The 16,101-nt window shown below is 65.8% G+C and carries 18 protein-coding genes; 8 read left to right on the forward strand and 10 right to left on the reverse strand.

Annotated features, from left to right (window positions below):
- Positions 1 to 4: 4 nt before the first annotated feature.
- The 3 genes from ACT6QU_RS17945 to ACT6QU_RS17955 all read left to right on the forward strand — a co-directional run bounded on the left by ACT6QU_RS17945 (position 5) and on the right by ACT6QU_RS17955 (position 886).
- Positions 5 to 394, forward strand: coding sequence for a hypothetical protein (locus ACT6QU_RS17945; protein WP_444565659.1), 390 nt, complete (start codon positions 5 to 7; stop codon positions 392 to 394).
- A gap of 94 nt (positions 395 to 488) precedes the next feature.
- Positions 489 to 644 (forward strand): hypothetical protein, encoded by a 156-nt coding sequence (locus ACT6QU_RS17950; RefSeq protein WP_161632276.1) that lies wholly within the window; start codon positions 489 to 491, stop codon positions 642 to 644.
- A complete protein-coding gene (locus ACT6QU_RS17955; protein WP_024588305.1) occupies positions 641 to 886 on the forward strand; it encodes a DUF2188 domain-containing protein in 246 nt (81 codons plus the stop codon). The genes ACT6QU_RS17950 and ACT6QU_RS17955 overlap by 4 nt, the downstream gene beginning before the upstream one ends.
- On the opposite strand, the gene ACT6QU_RS17960 is transcribed toward ACT6QU_RS17955, so the two are convergent.
- Genes ACT6QU_RS17960 through ACT6QU_RS17970 form a run of 3 tightly spaced genes read right to left on the reverse strand, consistent with a single transcriptional unit; the run spans position 883 to position 2,411 of the window.
- Positions 883 to 1,434 carry a DNA-3-methyladenine glycosylase gene (locus tag ACT6QU_RS17960; RefSeq protein WP_444565660.1) on the reverse strand — a complete coding sequence of 184 codons (552 nt, stop codon included), beginning with the start codon at positions 1,432 to 1,434 and terminating at the stop codon, positions 883 to 885. The genes ACT6QU_RS17955 and ACT6QU_RS17960 overlap by 4 nt on opposite strands.
- The gene (locus ACT6QU_RS17965; protein ID WP_444565661.1) at positions 1,427 to 1,597 is read right to left on the reverse strand and encodes a hypothetical protein; all 171 of its coding nucleotides are present in this window, start codon (positions 1,595 to 1,597) and stop codon (positions 1,427 to 1,429) included. The genes ACT6QU_RS17960 and ACT6QU_RS17965 overlap by 8 nt, the downstream gene beginning before the upstream one ends.
- A gap of 55 nt (positions 1,598 to 1,652) precedes the next feature.
- Positions 1,653 to 2,411, reverse strand: a complete 759-nt coding sequence (locus ACT6QU_RS17970; RefSeq protein ID WP_444565662.1) for a sulfite exporter TauE/SafE family protein — start codon at positions 2,409 to 2,411, stop codon at positions 1,653 to 1,655.
- Between the two features lie 142 nt (positions 2,412 to 2,553).
- On the opposite strand from ACT6QU_RS17970, the gene ACT6QU_RS17975 reads away from it, so the two are divergent.
- Both ACT6QU_RS17975 and ACT6QU_RS17980 read left to right on the forward strand, forming a co-directional pair.
- A complete protein-coding gene (locus ACT6QU_RS17975) occupies positions 2,554 to 2,847 on the forward strand; it encodes an ArsR/SmtB family transcription factor (RefSeq protein WP_444565663.1) in 294 nt (97 codons plus the stop codon).
- A gap of 28 nt (positions 2,848 to 2,875) precedes the next feature.
- The gene (locus ACT6QU_RS17980; RefSeq protein ID WP_444565664.1) at positions 2,876 to 3,991 is read left to right on the forward strand and encodes an alkene reductase; all 1,116 of its coding nucleotides are present in this window, start codon (positions 2,876 to 2,878) and stop codon (positions 3,989 to 3,991) included.
- Positions 3,992 to 4,029: 38 nt separating this feature from the next.
- On the opposite strand, the gene ACT6QU_RS17985 is transcribed toward ACT6QU_RS17980, so the two are convergent.
- Entirely contained in the window at positions 4,030 to 4,719 is a 690-nt protein-coding gene (locus tag ACT6QU_RS17985) for a TetR/AcrR family transcriptional regulator (protein WP_444565665.1), read from the reverse strand.
- 172 nt (positions 4,720 to 4,891) lie between these two features.
- Here ACT6QU_RS17985 and ACT6QU_RS17990 point away from each other — a divergent pair, with 172 nt between their 5' ends.
- Positions 4,892 to 6,097, forward strand: a complete 1,206-nt coding sequence (locus ACT6QU_RS17990) for an acyl-CoA dehydrogenase family protein (protein ID WP_444565666.1) — start codon at positions 4,892 to 4,894, stop codon at positions 6,095 to 6,097.
- A gap of 51 nt (positions 6,098 to 6,148) precedes the next feature.
- On the opposite strand, the gene ACT6QU_RS17995 is transcribed toward ACT6QU_RS17990, so the two are convergent.
- From ACT6QU_RS17995 to ACT6QU_RS18020, 6 genes are all read right to left on the reverse strand, one after another.
- Positions 6,149 to 7,645 carry an SLC13 family permease gene (locus tag ACT6QU_RS17995; protein WP_444565667.1) on the reverse strand — a complete coding sequence of 499 codons (1,497 nt, stop codon included), beginning with the start codon at positions 7,643 to 7,645 and terminating at the stop codon, positions 6,149 to 6,151.
- A gap of 174 nt (positions 7,646 to 7,819) precedes the next feature.
- A complete protein-coding gene (locus tag ACT6QU_RS18000) occupies positions 7,820 to 8,773 on the reverse strand; it encodes an ABC transporter substrate-binding protein (protein ID WP_444565668.1) in 954 nt (317 codons plus the stop codon).
- A gap of 46 nt (positions 8,774 to 8,819) precedes the next feature.
- Positions 8,820 to 9,824, reverse strand: coding sequence for an ABC transporter permease (locus ACT6QU_RS18005; RefSeq protein WP_024588294.1), 1,005 nt, complete (start codon positions 9,822 to 9,824; stop codon positions 8,820 to 8,822).
- Complete coding sequence (locus ACT6QU_RS18010; RefSeq protein WP_444565669.1) at positions 9,821 to 11,323, reverse strand: sugar ABC transporter ATP-binding protein; 1,503 nt, start codon at positions 11,321 to 11,323, stop codon at positions 9,821 to 9,823. The genes ACT6QU_RS18005 and ACT6QU_RS18010 overlap by 4 nt, the downstream gene beginning before the upstream one ends.
- Positions 11,320 to 12,489, reverse strand: a complete 1,170-nt coding sequence (locus ACT6QU_RS18015; protein ID WP_444565670.1) for a Gfo/Idh/MocA family protein — start codon at positions 12,487 to 12,489, stop codon at positions 11,320 to 11,322. The genes ACT6QU_RS18010 and ACT6QU_RS18015 overlap by 4 nt, the downstream gene beginning before the upstream one ends.
- A complete protein-coding gene (locus ACT6QU_RS18020) occupies positions 12,489 to 13,547 on the reverse strand; it encodes a sugar phosphate isomerase/epimerase family protein (protein WP_444836719.1) in 1,059 nt (352 codons plus the stop codon). Before ACT6QU_RS18020 ends, ACT6QU_RS18015 begins: the two co-directional genes overlap by 1 nt.
- Positions 13,548 to 13,759: 212 nt before the next feature.
- On the opposite strand from ACT6QU_RS18020, the gene ACT6QU_RS18025 reads away from it, so the two are divergent.
- Together ACT6QU_RS18025 and ACT6QU_RS18030 are read left to right on the forward strand one after the other, a co-directional pair.
- Complete coding sequence (locus tag ACT6QU_RS18025) at positions 13,760 to 14,800, forward strand: LacI family DNA-binding transcriptional regulator (protein WP_444565672.1); 1,041 nt, start codon at positions 13,760 to 13,762, stop codon at positions 14,798 to 14,800.
- 153 nt (positions 14,801 to 14,953) lie between these two features.
- Positions 14,954 to 15,874, forward strand: a complete 921-nt coding sequence (locus tag ACT6QU_RS18030; protein WP_444565673.1) for a sulfurtransferase — start codon at positions 14,954 to 14,956, stop codon at positions 15,872 to 15,874.
- Positions 15,875 to 16,101: the final 227 nt, after the last annotated feature.

Genomic DNA, 16,101 nt, shown 5'->3' on the forward strand with positions numbered 1-16,101 from the left:
CCGCATGAACGACGAAACAGAGTCCCATCCCGTCAACCGTCCGCCGCATCCGGCGGAGTGGATCATCGGCGCGGCCTCGGCCCTCGGCGTCTTGGCGCTGATCGGTTATCTCTGCGTGACGGCGCTCACGGAGGCGGACGGCCCGCCGGTCTTCGAGGTCGCGGTCGACGAGGTGCTTGCCGGATCGAACGGCTGGCATGCGCGCATCAGCTTGCGCAATACCGGCGACAAGACCGCCGCCCACGTCGTGCTGCGCGGCGAGGACGGAGCGGGCGAGACGAGCGAGATCACCTTCGACTACGTCCCTGCCGGCTCGATGCGCCAGGGCGCTTTGCTCTTCGCCCGCGAGCCGGTCGGGCTGGAGCTGACGGTTCGCTCCTATACGGACCCCTGATCGGCACCGGCAGCGGAACAACTGGCCGGGTCTGGCGGTTGTCAGGCAGATCGCGCTCGACGCGCAGCCTGCCCCCGAAGGAGAGACTGTCCAGATGATCCGTTTGATGCTCATGGCGCTCGGCGCCTATACGCTCTACCGCATGTACGTGCCGCTTGAAGGCGAGACCGGTCCGCGTGCGCTCCTGTCCGACACACGCGGTCCAGACCGCGGAACCCGGCGCGTTCGGGCGGGTGGAAACCGGTCGTGACCAGGCTAGTCTACGAGGTGGTCGAGCATGATGGCGGCTGGGCCTACAAGCTCGGCGACGTCTTCTCCGAGCCTTATCCGACCCATGACGCCGCGAAAGCCGCAGCCGAGAGCGCCGCGGCCGAGCAGCAGCTCGGCGGCGACGACGAGGCCATCGAATACCAGGATCGCGACGGCGTCTGGCACGAAGAGCAGTCGAGCGGCGGCGACCGCCCCGAAGTCGACGTCAAGGACGGCGACTAGGCCTTCGCAAACGCCCGGCTGAGATAGGCCGAGCCGGCCGCGCCGAACCGCCATTCGAGATCGACGGCCTTCGAAATCCCGATCCGCCGGCCCGCAACCAGTGTGGGCCGGCGTTTTCGCGTCAGCATGTCGTGCAGCGACCGCCCGTTCCAGGCCATGTCGACACCAAGCGCCTGCGCGAGCCGTCCGGGACCGGCACAAAGAAGCCGATCGGCTTCGAGCCCACGCCGCTCTCGCATCGTTTCGAGCCCATGCGAAGGCTCGAGTGCCCGCAGGAGCACCGCGCTCCCCGGCATGCACACGATGTTGAGACACCAGTGCAGACCGTAGGAGCGGTAGACATAGGCGGTCCCAGCCGGGCCGAACATCGCCGCATTGCGCGGCGTCGGCCCGCGGAAACTGTGCGACGCCGCGTCGTCATGGGCATAGGCTTCGCTCTCGATGATCATCCCGCCCACACCGTCGGCGATGAGGCTCACGCCAATCAATTCGCGCGCGACCTCGACGGGATGCCGGTCGAAAAACGCCGCCTCCAGCCCCTCAGACATGAAGCGGCGGATCGTTCTGTTCGTCCGGATTGGGATTGGGCGTCTCGTCCGGCAGGTGATCCGGCTCCGGCTCCTCGATGGGCGGCGGCGATGGAACGGGCGGCAGGTCGGGACCGGGTTCGTTCGGCTGGCGCGGATCGGGCTGGTTCGGCATCTGGGACATCGGTCGCCTCCTTGCCGTTCCAACCGCCGGACGCGACAACCGTTCCCCGAATGCGTCACCCGATGGCGAAATCGTAGATGAGCTTGATCGCGAGAACGCTCAGGAGGGCGAGGATCGCGCGGTCGAAGGCCTCCTTCGAAAAGCGCCGCGCCAGCGCGGCACCGACCGGCATGAAGGCGAGGATCGGCAGCATCGCCAGGAAGGACAGCGCCAGCCCCTGCCAGGTCAAGAGCCCCAGCGCGCCCATCATCGGCAACTGCGCCAGGGTCATGACGGCGAAGAAGATCGAGACGGTGGAGATGAAATGCGTGCGCGTCAGGCCCATCGCGTTGAGAAAGGTCAGCGACACCGGCGCCGACAGGCCGCCCGAACCTTGCAGCACTCCGGCAACCGCGCCGGCCGGCACCGCAAGCCGGGTCGCCAGTTCGCGGCTCAGCAGGAGATCGGGCCGCGCCAGCCGCGCGGCGATGTAGAGCAGCACGGCGATCGCCACGATCAGGAGCAGCACGCGCGGCGAGAACGCCGCCAGCATCACCGTTCCGCCGACGACGCCGATCGCCCCGGCGAGCGAAAAGGCCAGGATGAAGCGGTTCGGCAGGCGGTCGCCGCGAAACTGCCAGGCCTGCCAGACATTGGTCAGGAGGTTCGGTACCAGCATCGTCACGACCGCGACGCGCACGTCGAACATCATCGCCAATGCAGGCACGGCCAGAACCGGCGCCCCGGCCCCGGTCGCGCCCTTGAGCACGCCGCCGGCGGCAAGGCACAGGAAGGCGATCAGGATTTCGGGCAGGAACTCGGACATCGTGCTCATCACGCCGTTGGCTACGCCTCGCGCGCGCCGACTGCAACGCAAATTCTTCTCATGTGAACGAAATCCCGTTGGACCAGACCTTTAATTCGGGAACAGTCGATCCATATATCGTGTGAACCCGAAATACGAACGCGATTGCCCGATGCCCGACGACGACCTGATCCTGAAAGCGCTCTCCCATCCCGTCCGGCGCGACATGCTGGCCTGGCTGAAGGAGCCGGAACGGCACTTCGCCGATCAGGAGCATCCGCTTGAAATGGGCGTCTGCGCGGGTCAGTTCGCGCGCTGCGGCCTGTCGCAATCCTCGGTGTCGGCCCACCTTGCGGCCCTTTCGGACGCCGGGCTCGTCACCCAGCGCCGCGTCGGCCAGTGGATTTTCTACAAGCGCGACGAAGACGCGATCGCCGCCTTCCGCGCCTCCCTTCAAACCCTCTGATTCCCCCCCAAGAAGAAAGAAGAACCCCATGTCCAAGCTCTTCGAACCCGTGCGCGTCGGTGACATCGACGTCGCCAACCGCATCGCCATGGCGCCGCTGACGCGCAACCGCTCGCCCAACGCCGTGCCGACGCAGATGGCGGTCGACTACTACCGCCAGCGCGCCTCGGCCGGCCTCCTGATCACCGAGGCCACCGCGATCACGCAGCAGGGCCAGGGCTATGCCGACGTTCCGGGCCTTTATGGCGCCGACCAGCTCGCGGCATGGAAGAAGGTGACCGACGCGGTCCACGCCGAGGGCGGCAGGATCGTCGTGCAGCTCTGGCATGTCGGCCGTATCAGCCACGAAACGCTCCAGCCGGAAGGCGCAAAGCCCGTCGCTCCCTCGGCCATCCGCGCCAACGCCAAGACCTATCTGGTCGACGAAGACGGCTCCGGCGGCTTCGCCGAGACGTCCGAGCCGCGCGCGCTGGAGACCGAGGAGCTGCCCGGCATCGTCGCCGCCTATGCGAAAGCGGCGAAGGCCGCCGTCGAGGAGGCCGGCTTCGACGGCGTCGAGGTCCACGCCGCCAATGGCTATCTGATCGACCAGTTTCTGCGCTCCGGCTCCAATAGGCGCACCGACGCCTATGGCGGCTCGATCGAAAACCGGTCCCGCCTTCTGTTCGAGGTCGTCGAGGCCATCACGGCGGCGATCGGCGGCGGGCGCACCGGCATCCGCCTGTCCCCGGTCACGCCCGCCAACGATGCGGCCGACCCGCAGCCGCAGCCGCTTTTCGACCATGTCGCCAGGGGCCTCGGCAAATACGGTCTCGCCTATGTTCACGTCATCGAAGGCGCGACCGGCGGCGCCCGCGACCACAACCAGGGCGAGACGCCCTTCGACTGGGCGCAGTTCAAGGCCGCCTACCGCGATGCGGGCGGCACCGGCGCCTGGATGGGCAACAATGGCTATGACCGCGAAATGGCGGAGAAGGCCGTGGCGGACGGCCGCGTCGACCTCGTCGCCTTCGGCCGCCTCTTCATCGCCAATCCCGATCTCGTCGAGCGCTTCGAGCAGGACGCGCCGTTGAACGAGCCCGACCGCAAGACCTTCTATGGCGGCGGCGCGAAGGGTTATGTCGACTATCCGTCGCTGAACTGACCGAAATCGAGGGCGGCCGAAAGGCCGCCCTCTTCATATCAGCGTGCGCCGAGCGCCCTGAGCACGAAATCCGAAACGCCCCGCGCATAGGTTTCGGCGCTTATGCCGCGCCGGGCATGTTTCGGCCGCTTCACATACCAGTCCTGGATGAGCGGCTTGATCAGCGCCGCCGCGAAATCGGGATCGTCGATCTTGAACACGCCGCGCGCCGCGCCTTCTGCAAGCACCTTGGCGAAGATCGCCTCCGTCGCCGCCTCGCTAGCGATGGCGCGCTTGCGTGCCGGCGCGGGAAACGACTTCGCCTCCATATAGGCGAAGACGAAAAAGGGCTGCATCGCCTCGCTCAGGAGCACATGCATCTCGATCAACCAGGCGAGATGCACCGCCGGGTCGTCCCGAACCTCGTCAGGCGCCGCGGCCAGAAGGCTCTCGGCAGCCGACGACACCTCGCCGAGGATCATGACGAGCAGCGTCTCCTTGCCGTCGAAATAGGAGTAGAGCCCACCCATCGACAATCCCGCCGCCTCGGCAAGGTCGCGCAGCGACATCGCCTGGAAACCCTGCCGGTTGGAAAGCTTCAGCGTCGCCTCGATGATCCGGGCGAGTTTCGCCACGGCGACATGCGGTTTTTGCGTACGGATGCGGTCGCGATGCCGCGCCAGGATGCGGCCGGCAGCGGCTTCGAGCGAGTAGTCGCCATAAGGGGCCAGTCGTTTTTCCGGCGGCAATGAACGGACCTTTCAACAACGCGCGAAAGCGACACGCGGCAGCCTTCGCCTTAACGCGGACGGGCCTCGATTGCCAATCTCGCACGGATGCGATAATAAATCGAGCGCTCGCTCGATTTTTTCATCGACACCGGAATATCGCTTCCGTTGTCTCGCTCCAAGGACCCAGCCCATGGACTTCACCATCCCGCCCCGCGTCGAGGATTACCGCCGTCGCATCGCCGCCTTCGTCGACGCGCACGTCCTGCCGCTCGAGGCGGACCGCGCGAATTACGATGCGCATGAGAACATCCGAATCGACGTGCTCGACGCCGTGCGCGAGAAGGCGAAGGCCGAGGGCCTCTGGTGTCTCCAGTTGAAGAAGGAGACGGGCGGGCAGGAGCTTGGCCGCATGGGCATGGCGGTCTGCTACGAGGCGATGAACCGCTCGCTCTTCGGCCCTGCCGTCTTCAATTCCGCCGCGCCGGACGACGGCAACATGATGGTGCTGGAAGCGGTCGGCACGCCCTATCAGAAGGAGCGCTGGCTGCAGCCCATCGTTGAGGGCAAGGTACGCTCGGCCTTCGCCATGACCGAACCTTCGCCGGGTTCCGGTTCCGATCCGTCGATGATGCAGACCAGGGCGGAAAGGCGGGGCGACACCTATGTCGTCTCGGGACGCAAATGGTTCATCACCGGCGCGGAGGAGGCGCAGCATTTCATCCTTCTCGCCCGCACCTCGGACGACCCGCGCAAGGGCCTCACCGCCTTCCTGTTCGACCGCGACCAGCCGGGTTGGAAGATCGACCGCCGCATCGAGATCATGGGGCCGGAAGAACATGGCGGCCATTGCGAACTCACCTTCGACGGTCTCGAAATCCCGGCCCGTGATGTGATGCTGAACGAGGGCGACGGCCTCAAGGTCACGCAGATCCGGCTCGGGCCGGCACGGCTGACGCACTGCATGCGGTGGCTGGGCCTCTCCAAGCGCTGCGTCGAGATCGCGACCGAATATGCAGCCCGCCGTGAAGGTTTCGGCCAGCGCCTCGCCGATCGCGAGAGCGTGCAGTTGATGCTTGGCGATCTTGCCATGAAGATCGAAATCGCCCGGCTTCTGGTGATGAAGGCCGCCTGGGCACTGGACCAGGGTTCGTTCGCCCGCAAGGAAGTGTCGATGGCCAAGATCCAGGTGGCGAACGTGCTGCATCAGGCCGCCGACACGGCGTTGCAGATCAACGGCGCCCGCGGCTATTCCAAGGACACGGCGATCGAGTGGATCTACCGCTACGCCCGTCAGGCCCGCCTCGTCGACGGCGCCGACGAGGTTCACAAGATGGTGCTGAACCGGCACCTGAACGAAGAGGGCCAGGATTTCTGGCGCTGGCCCGTCGAGGCCTGATCCGCCTGAGAAACGAAAAAGCCCGGCATCGCTGCCGGGCTTTTTCTTGGTTTATTCCGCCCGCGCGGCCCAGTCGGGGATCGACCCGACTTCGACGCCGAAGAACGTCGTCAGGACCGCATAGCCCAGCGTCGAGATGACGACCACGGCGGCGAGGTTGAGCCAGATGCCCTGCGTCGCCATCTGCGGGATCGTCACATGGCCCGAACCGAAGACGAGCGCGTTGGGCGGCGTCGCCACCGGCAGCATGAACGCCATCGAGGCCGCGAGCGCAGCCGGCACCGCCAGCATCAGCGGGTTTTCGCCGAGCGAGATGGCGAGCGCGGCCACCAGCGGCAGGAAGGTCGCCGCCGTCGCCGTGTTCGAGGTGAACTCCGTCAGGAGCAGGATCACCACCGAAACGAGGACGACGATGCCGATCAGCGGCAAAATGCCTGCGATCGTGCCGACCTGTCCGCCGATCCACTGGTCGAGGCCGGTCGACGTCACCGCCGCGGCAAGGCTCAGCCCCCCGCCGAACAGCACCAGCACGCCCCAGGGCAGACGCAGCGCGTGCTTCCACTCGATGAGCGCGCCGCCCTTGCCGTCGCCGGCCGGCAATACGAACAGCACCAGTGCGGCGAGGATGGCGATCGACGTGTCGTTGAGGCCGGGAATGTAGTCGTCGAGGATGGTGCGGAACACCCAGGCAAATGCGGTGACGACGAACACGATGGCGACGCGCTTTTCCGGCACCGACCAGGCGCCGAGCTTGGCGATCTCGGACCGGAAGAGCTCGGCCGCGCCTGCAACCTCGCCCTTGTCCAGCCGGATCGTCAGCTTGGTCAGGAACAGCCACGCGGCCAGGAGCATCACCACCGCGACGGGCACGCCGATGATCATCCAGCGGCCGAAACCGATGTCGTAGCCATAGGTCTGGTTGAGCGCGCCGGCCAGAAGCGCGTTGGGCGGCGTGCCGATCAGCGTCGCGACGCCGCCGATCGAGGCTGCGTAGGCGACGCCGAGCAGCAGCGCGAGCGGAAATTTCGACTTCGCTTCGCCGGTGTCGTCCTCCAGGAGGCCGACCACGGAAAGCGCGACGGGCAGCATCATGACGACGGTCGCCGTGTTCGACACCCACATGGACACGAAGGCGGTCGCGAGCATGAAGCCGGCGACGATGCGTCCCTGCTGGCTGCCGGTGCGTGCGACGATGTTGAGCGCGATGCGCCGGTGAAGGTTCCAGCGCTCCATGGCGAGCGCCAGGATGAAGCCGCCCATGAAGAGAAAGATGATCGGGTCGCCATAGGGCGACGTCGCCGCACCGCCCGTCGTCGCGCCGGTGATCGGAAACAGCGCGATCGGCGCCAGCGCCGTCGCCGGCACCGGGATCGCCTCGGTGATCCACCAGACGATCATCAGGCTCGCCACCGCGACCACGCGCCAGCCTTCGACCGAAAGGCCGTCGGGGGCGGGAAGAAAGAGAAGCAGGAAGAAGAGAAGAAGCCCGGCAGCGATCGGGATCGGCTTCAATGGAAATCGTTCGGTCTGGCTCGACGTGTCGCCCACGCTCGGTATCCTCGTAATGTTACAGTCCGCGCTCTATACAGGCCATGCCCCGTGGATCAACCCGCGCTCTGTCCCGTGATCCATCAGGCAGGCCCCGAACGCATGTTCCGCTAGGCCAAGAAAAATGGCGGCCCGCTCGCGCGGGGCCGCCATCCTTGTCGGTGTTCGGAAAGCTTAGAAGGGCGAATCCGGATAGTAGTACTGCTCGGCATTGTCGCCGGTGATCAGAACCGAGCCGATGATGAACTCGCCCGAAACCGGCGCGTTGCCGACGAAGTTGAGCGCGGTGAGCTCGATCGCCGTGCCGATCATCGCGGGCGGGTAGGTGACGTTGGCCGGAACCATCTCGTCGCCGTCCATCACGCGCTGGATCATCTCCTTCATGCCTGCGCCGCCGAGCACCCACATCTCGCCTTCGCGACCCGCCTGGTTGATCGCCTCGATGGCGCCGACCGCCATGTCGTCGTCCGAAGCCCAGACGGCAACGACGTCGGAATTGCGCGACAGCAGATCCTGCGTGACCTCGAAGGCGTCGTCGCGGTTCCAGTTGCCGTGCTCCATGCCGACGATCTCGATGCCCGAGCCCTCGATGGCGGCCTCGAAGGCCTCGACGCGCTCATTGTCGATCGTGGTCGGAATGCCGCGCAGGACGATGATGTTGCCGCCCTCCGGCAGGCGCTCCTTGAAGAATTCGCCCGCCACGCGGCCGAAGCCCGGATTGTCGCCGGCGACATAGAGATCTTCGATGTTCTCCTGGCTAAGGCCGCGATCGACGACCGTCACCCACTTGCCGGCTTCCTTGACGCGCGCGACAGGGCCGGTCAGCGGCTCGGATTCGAACGGCAGGACGACGAGCGCGTCGATGTTGCGCGTCGCCATCATGTCCTCGATGTCGGAAACCTGCTGGCCCGGATCGGACGCCGTCGAAAGGACGAAATCGAGATTCTCGTAGCGCTCTTCCAGCGCGTCGATGGTGGCCTGGGCGTGGAAGTTCATGCCGCCGGCCCAGCCATGCGTCGCCGCCGGGATCGAGACTCCGATCACGGCCGTCTCGGCGTCCTGCGCGTAGAGCGGGGTGGCAAATGCGACGCCGAGCGCCAATACGCCGGCCAATGCTTTCTGTTTCATGGTCTCTCTCCCTTGGTTAGCTCTGCTTTTCGAGCGCTTTTGCCCGTCACCGTTCCGCCTTGCGCTGGCGTTGCAGGACGACGGCCAAAATGATGATCACGCCCTGGATCGCCCCGTTGAGATAGGGGCTGACCAGGTTCGCGAGATTGAGGATGTTGCCGATCAGGCTGAGGATGAGGACGCCGACGACGGTGCCCCACACACGGCCGAAACCGCCCTTGAGCACCGTGCCGCCGATGATGACGGCGGCGATGGCCTCCAGTTCCCACAGGACACCGGTCGAGCTCGAGGCCGAGCCGAGGCGCGGCACGTACATGATGGTCGCGACGCCGACGAGGACGCCGAGCAGCACGTAGGTCATCAGCCGCACGCGGTCGACATGGACGGCCGAATAGCGCGCGACCTGCTCGTTGGAGCCGATCGCCGCGCAGTGCCGCCCGAACGGCGTCTTGCGCATGATGATCTCGCCCAGGATCGCGACCAGCGCGAAGACGATGATCGGCCAGGCGACGCCCAGGATGCCGCCATAATAGACCGGCCGGTAGACCTCGCGCACCGCATAGTCGAGCGACAGCGTGCCGCCATCTGCAAGCCAGGTGATCAGCGAGCGGAAAATGCCCATCGTGCCGAGCGTGACGATGAAGGCCTCGATCCGCGCCTGCGTGATCAGGAGGCCGTTGACGAGGCCCGCGACGAGCCCGACGACGAGCGCCGCGGCCATGCCGACGAGGATCACCCCCCAGCCGACGCCCATCGACGGCACCAGCGCGTTCATCACCAGGATCATCACCCCGGCGATGAAGGCCGCCATCGAGCCGACCGACAGATCGAGGCCGCCGGACGTGATGACGAAGGTCATCCCGACCGCGATGATGCCGATAAAGGCCGAGCGCGCGAGAACGTTGGTGACGTTGCCGTAGCTGAGGAAATTCGGGTTGAGGAATGCGCCGAGCGCGATCAGCGCCAGAAGCGCGATCACCGGTCCCCAGATGTGGAAGTCGATGCGCAGGCCCGACCGGGCGGGTGCGGCGGATGCGGTTTCGCTGGTCATGCTGCGGCCCTGCCTTCAAGTCCCATTGCGTGGCGCACGATCTGGTCCTCGTTGATTTCGTCAGCCTGAAGCACGCCGGTAATGCGGCCCGTGCGCATCACGACGACCCGGTGCGAGAGCCCGATGATTTCGGCCATCTCCGACGAGATGACGATCACGCTCTTGCCCGAGGCGGCGAGCTTCTGGATGAATTCGTAGATCTGCTGCTTGGTGCCGATGTCGATGCCGCGCGTCGGCTCGTCGATGATGACGATGTCGGGATCGGCCAGCATGGTTTTCGCCAGAAGCAGCTTCTGCTGGTTGCCGCCCGAAAGGTTGCCGACGCGGATGTCGCGGCTTGGCGCGCGCACGTCGAATTCGGAAATCGCCTTCGTCAGCGCCGCGTCTTCCGCCTTGGCGTCGATCGTATACCGGCCGAAGCGGTCGAGCGCGAGCAGCGTCAGGTTTTCGCGCATCCCCTGCGTCAGCACGAGGCCGCGCCCCTTGCGGTCCTCGGTCAGGTAGACGATGCCGGCCCGCCGCGCATCCTTAACCGAGCCGATCGCAATATCTTTGCCGCCGACCTCGACCCGGCCCTGCGCGTCCCGCACGCCGATCAGCCCTTCCATCAGTTCCGTGCGGCCGGCCCCCACGAGCCCGGCAAAGCCAAGGATCTCGCCGCGCTTCAGATCGAAGGAAGCGTCGTGGACGATATTCTCCACCGAAAAGTTCGTCACCGAAAGCACGGTGTCGCCATCCGCCGCAATGTGCTTCGGCGGAAACAGATTGGAGAGTTCGCGGCCCACCATGGCCTGCGCCATCTGGTCCTCGTTCATCTCGCCTGCGCCCGCCACCGCGACGCGTGCACCATCGCGGAAGACGGTGATCCGGTCGGCGATCTTCGCCACTTCATCGAGCTTGTGCGAGGTGTAGAGGATCGCCGTGCCCGTCGCCTTCAGCCGCTCGATCTGGCGGAACAGCACCGCCGCCTCGCGATTGGTCAGCACCGCCGTTGGCTCGTCCATGATGAGCACGCGCGCATTGCGCGACAGAGCCTTGGCGATCTCCACCATCTGCTTGTCCGAGACGGAGATGTCGGAGACGCGGGCATTGGGGCTCACCCGCGTCTCCAGTTCGGACAGAAGCCGTTCCGCCTCCGCCCGCATCGCCTTCTTGTCGAGAAAGAAGCCGCGCTTCAGTTCCCGACCGAGAAAGATGTTCTCCTCGACGCTCAATTGCTCGGCGAGGTTGAATTCCTGATGAATGAGGATGACGCCCTGGTCCTCGGCGTCTTCGGACGACGAAAAGGCGACCGGCTTGCCGTCGAGCAGCAATTCACCCTTCGTCGGCGCCAGATAGCCCGACAGGATCTTCATCATCGTCGACTTGCCAGCGCCGTTTTCGCCGATCAGCGCGTGAACCTCGCCCGCATGCAGCGCCAGCCCGACCTCGTGCAGCACCTCGATCGGCCCGAAGGACCGTGAAACGTCGCGCGCTTCGAGGATCGGAGTGCCGGTCACAGCTTGACGAAGCTCCCGTTCTTTGCCGACGAACGAACGCAGGCGTCGATGAATTTCAGCCCTTCGACGCCGTCCTCGACGGTCGGATAAACGACGTCGGCCGGCACGGCCTCGCCGGCCTGCTTCGCCCGGATCGCGCGGGCAGCCTCGGCATAGATATTGGCGAAGCCCTCGAGATAACCTTCAGGGTGCCCGGGCGGGATGCGGCTGACGCGCGCCGCTGCCGCGCCCGCGCCAGCGCCGTTGCGGGTGATGAGGCGCTTCGGCTCACCGAACGGCGTGAACCAGAGCTTGTTCGGCTCTTCCTGGCACCATTCGATGCCGCCCTTGTCGCCGAAGACGCGCAGCTTCAACCCGTTCTCGCAGCCGGGCGCGACCTGGCTCGACCACAGCATCCCGCGCGCGCCGCCGGAAAATCGCAGCAGGATATGCGCATTGTCGTCGACCCGCCGGCCCGGCACGAAGCGATGGAGCTCGGCTGCCAGTTCCTCGGTCTTCAGCCCGGTCACGAAGGACAGGAGATTGAACGCATGGGTGCCGATGTCGCCGATCGAGCCGCCGGCGCCCGATTGCGCCGGATCGGTGCGCCACGCCGCCTGCTTGGAGCCGGTCTCTTCGGCCGCTTCCGTCAGCCAGTCCTGCGCATATTCGGCCTGCACCACGCGGATCGCGCCGAGGTCCCCATTGGCGATCATCTCGCGCGCCTGCCGCACCATCGGATAGCCGGTATAGTTGTGCGTCAGCACGAACAGCGCGTCGCTCTCGCCGGCAAGTTTCGCGAGCTTCTTCGCATCCGCCAGCGTCGAGGTCAGTGGCTTGTCGCAGATGACGTGGATGCCGCGCTTCAGGAATTCTCGCGTGATCGGGAAATGCATGTGGTTCGGCGTGACGATGGCGACCGCCTCGATGCCGTCCTTGCGCCGTGCCTCGCGCGAAGCCATGTCGCGGAACGAGCCATAGATGCGCTTGTCGTCGAGGCCCAGCGCACGGCCGGATTCCAGCGCCCGCTGCGGCGTCGAGGAAAGCGCGCCGGCGACGAGCTGGAACTCGCCGTCGATGCGCGCGGCGATGCGATGCACCGCACCGATGAACGCGTCCTTGCCGCCACCCACCATGCCGAGCCGGATCGGGCCTGCGCGCTTTTCGGAGGTTCCGGTGATCGCCATTATGCGCCGAGCCCCAGCATGCGCCGATTGGCCGCCTCGTCGGTGCCGCCATCGGCAAAATCGTCGAACGCCTTTTCCGTCACGCGGATGATGTGGCTCTTGACGAACTCCGCGCCCTCGCGCGCGCCGTCCTCGGGATGTTTGAGGCAGCATTCCCATTCGACCACGGCCCAGCCGTCGAAATCGTTCGCCGTCAGCTTGGAGAACACCGCGCCGAAATCGACCTGTCCGTCGCCCAGCGAGCGGAAGCGGCCGGCGCGGTTCACCCAGGGCTGGAAGCCGGAATAGACGCCCTGCCGCCCGGTCGGATTGAACTCCGCATCCTTGACGTGGAACATGCGGATGCGCTCGGCATAGATGTCGATATTGTCGAGATAGTCGAGGCACTGAAGGACATAGTGCGACGGGTCGTAGAGCATGTTCGCGCGGGGGTGATTGCCGACGCGTTCGAGGAACATCTCAAAGGTCGTGCCGTCGAACAAATCTTCGCCCGGATGGATCTCATAGCAGATGTCGACGCCGCATTCGTCGGCATGGTCGAGGATCGGCTTCCAGCGCCGCGCGAGTTCGTCGAACGCCGTCTCGATCAGACCCGCCGGGCGCTGCGGCCACGGATACATGTAGGGCCAGGCGAGCGCGCCGGAGAAGGACGCCATCGCGCCGATGCCGAGGTGCTTTGACGCGGTTAGCGCCTTCTTCACCTGATCAACCGCCCATTCCTGCCGCGCCTTGGGGTTGCCGCGCATCGCGGGGACGGTGAAGCCATCGAAGCCTTCGTCATAGGCCGGGTGGACGGCGACGAGCTGGCCCTGCAGATGGGTCGAGAGTTCTGTCACCTCGACGCCGTTCTCGCGCGCCTTGCCCGCGAACTCGTCACAATAATCCTTGGAGGATGCGGCGTTGTCGAGATCGATCAGGCGCGCGTCCCAGCTTGGAACCTGCACGCCGGCATAGCCAGTGTCGGCCGCCCATTTGGTGATCGAATCCCAGGAATTGAACGGCGCTTCGTCGCCTGCGAACTGCGCCAGAAAGAGCGCTGGGCCCTTGATCGTCTTCATGCCTCTCCTCCCGGACGCCTCCACGCCCGTCTGCCGATTTTTCGCTCATGCAGCGTAAAAACTGCTGCATTGCAGCGATGTAATCGATTGCATGAAACTAAAACAGAGAATGTAATGGATTACAAGCGGCTTTCGTCGCGCCGCTGAAATCGCCGATTGCCAAGTGCGGCGAAGCCTTGCACAAGCCCTCTCATATGAGGGCGGGAGAGAAGATGAAGGGGTTTGCCCAGAACAGTCCGAGGATCAGGGACGTGGCGGATGCCGCGGGCGTCTCCACGGCCACCGTCAGCCGCGCGCTGTCCGCGCCGGATCGCGTCTCGGCCGATACGCGCGCCATCGTCCTGAAAGCGATCGAGGAAACCGGCTACCGGGTCAACCACGCCGCGCGCAATCTGCGCCGCCGTCAGGCGGGCGGCATTGTCGTGCTGGTGCCGAACCTTGCCAATCCGTTCTTCTCGCAGATTCTGTCGGGCATCACCTTCGCCATGGCGACGTCCGGCTACAACGTCCTCATCGCCGATACGCGACAGGCGCCGAATGCCGAACACCGCATTCTCGACTATCTCCACAACAACCGCGCCGACGGCCTGATCGTGCTCGACGCCAACCTGCCCGAAGACGTCCTGTCGGCCGGCGACACGCCGAACCACCACCCGCCCATCGTCTTCGCCTGCGAATGGCTCGACGCCGACCCGCGCCCGACCGTCACGATCGACAATGAGGAAGGCGCAAAGCTCGCCATCCGCCACCTGGCCGATCTCGGGCATACGCGCATCGGCCATCTACTGGGCCCGCCCGACAACATCCTGACCATCACGCGGGCGAAGGGCGCCCGTACCGCGCTCGCCGAACTCGACCTTGCGATCCGGCAGGACTGGTTCTTCGACGGCGACTTTTCGCTCGCCTCCGGCGCCGCCGCCGCCCATGCCTGGCTGGCCCTGAACGACCGCCCGACGGCTGTCTTCTGCGCCTCCGACGCGATGGCCTGCGGCTTCATCGGCGAACTGCACCACAAGGGCGTGCGCGTACCGGACGAAGTCTCGGTCGTCGGCTTTGACGACATCGAGATCGCCGCCCATTTCGTCCCCTCGCTCACCACCATCGCGCAGCCTCGCGCCCTGATCGGCGAGACGGCGGCGCGCAAGCTTCTGGCGCTCATCGCCGAAGGCCGCGAAAATGGCAGCGCCACCGGTGCATCCGATATCCTGCCCGTCCAGCTCGTCGCCCGCGAAAGCTCCGCTCCGCCGCGCTGAATCATCTGAGTTGGAAAACAATTTCCAAATCGAGCCGATAATCGGATCGAAATTCTCGGTGTCGCCGGCAGATTGAACGGCGCATACCCCTCTCCGCGCCGTTGCATCGCTTATATTGAGCCTGGAAATTCCACTTTTTCAGGAGAGACGGCAATGCGCATCGCAGCTCTGGCCATGACCCTTGCACTCGGCGCCGCCGCGCCCGCCTTCGCCCAAACCAACGATGTGACCCCGCTCGTCACCGCCGAATGGCTGAAGACCAATGCCGGCGGAGAGAACGTCGTCGTGCTCGACATCCGCGACGAGATCGAAGGCACCGACCTCGGCGAAACGCCCTATATCGAAAACGCCGTCGTCGCGCCCTATGCCTCGGCCGGCTGGCGCACCGAGCAGGAGGGCGTTCCCGGCCAGCTTCCGCCGCTGGACCAGATCACAGCGCTCATCGGCTCGCTCGGCATCGACAATGACGACCATGTCGTCATCGTGCCTTGGGGCACCGATTCGTCCGAGTTCGGCGGCGCGACGCGCGTCTACTGGACGTTCAAGCATCTCGGCCACGACGCCGTCTCGATCCTCGACGGCGGCTGGCGCCAGTATGACGCCGCCGGCCTGCCGCGCGTCGCCGAGGCGGCAACGCCGGAAGCGGCCGAGTTCACCGCCGAGATCAATGACGACATCCTCGCCACGACCGAGGAAGTCCAGGCCGCGCTTGACGCCGGCGTCACCCTCGTCGACGGCCGCCCGGCCGAGCAGTATGAAGGCAAGTCGAAGAGCCCGGTCGTGCGCACCGAAGGCACCATTCCCGGCGCGGTAAACATCGAGCACTCCAAGCTCTACAGCGCCGAATACGCGACCTTCGCCCGGCCCGAAACCGTCGAGGCCCTGTCGACCGCCGTCGGCCTCGCCAAGGATCAGGAAAACATCGCCTTCTGCAACACCGGCCACTGGGCCTCGATCGCCTGGTTCGGCCTCTCCGAAGTCCTCGGCAACAAGCAGACCGCCATGTATGACGGCTCGATGGCCGAATGGACCGTCGACGAAAGCCGCCCGGTCGAAAACAAGTCGGGCACGTAAGAGAGGCGGGCGACGCCCCATCCAACGGTCCTCCTCTCCCGCTTCGCAATGGAAGAGCCAAAGTCGAGGCCGCCCACGACCTGATCCTCCCCCGTTTGCGGGGGAGGGGGACCGCCGGAGGCGGTGGAGGGGGCGCCGCTGCGTTACCCCCCCCCCCCCCCCCAGAGCAAAACCCCCAAAAAAACCCCATTGGCCAAAAGAGCGGCCCCCCCGGGCATAGGGTTTTT

Origin of the sequence: Aliihoeflea sp. (assembly GCF_052435475.1) — a bacterium.
Classification (GTDB): Bacteria; Pseudomonadota; Alphaproteobacteria; order Rhizobiales; family Rhizobiaceae; genus Aliihoeflea.